An 886-nucleotide genomic window follows, 5' to 3' on the forward strand; every position below is an offset into this window, starting at 1 on the left:
CCCACGTCCTCACCGACACGGGCGCTCCAGTGGTGCTTACCCAGCAGCGCCTGCGCGACTCGCTGCCCCCGCACGCCGCGCACGACCTCTGCCTGGACTCCGACGCCGCGGACCTTTCCCGTGAGGCGTTGGACGCCCCGGTGACGTCAGTCACGCCGGAGCACCTGGCGTACATCATCTACACCTCCGGCAGCACCGGCCGCCCCAAGGGCGTGATGATTCAGCACCGCTCCGTGCTGAACCTGCGCGTCGCACTCGCCGCCACCGTGCACTCCGGTGCCCAGCCGGCAGAGCGCGTCAGCGTCAATGCGCCGCTCTCCTTCGACGCCTCCGTCAAGCAGCTCATCCAGGTGCTCGACGGCCACACCCTCTGCATCGTCCCCGACGAGGCCCGCGCCGACGTGCGCGAGCTCGTCCACCGCATTGGCCAGGACGCGTTGGACGTCCTGGACTGCTCGCCCGCGCACCTGCGCCTGCTGGTGGATGAAGGCCTGCTGGAGAGCCAGTCCATTCCCCGCCGCGTCCTCGTGGGCGGTGAAGCCGTGGACCCGGCCACCTGGCGTCACCTCGCCCAAGTCCCGCGCCCCCGCGTCTTCAACGTCTACGGCCCCACCGAGTGCACCGTCGACGCCACCGCTTGCGCCTTCGACGCCTCGCCCACGCCCACCATCGGCAGGCCCCTGCCCAACGTGCGCGTCTACGTGCTGGACCGCACGCTGCGCCCCGTGCCCGTCGGCGTCGCGGGGGAGCTGTTCATCGGCGGCGAGGGCGTCGCTCGCGGCTACCTCAACCGTCCCGAATTGACGGCGGACCGCTTCATCCCGGATGGCTTCTCCTCCACCCCGGGTGCCCGCCTCTACCGCACCGGCGACGTGGTGCGCTGGCG

At 71.6% G+C, this 886-nt stretch carries 1 protein-coding gene; it reads left to right on the forward strand.

Features of this window, described 5'->3' with window-relative positions; genetic code table 11:
- Positions 1-886, forward strand: an 886-nt coding sequence (locus ACLEQD_RS44420; RefSeq protein WP_410391933.1) for an AMP-binding protein, incomplete at both ends; no start/stop codon positions are given.

This window comes from Corallococcus sp. 4LFB (genome assembly GCF_046520365.1).
Lineage (GTDB): Bacteria > Myxococcota > Myxococcia > Myxococcales > Myxococcaceae > Corallococcus > Corallococcus caeni.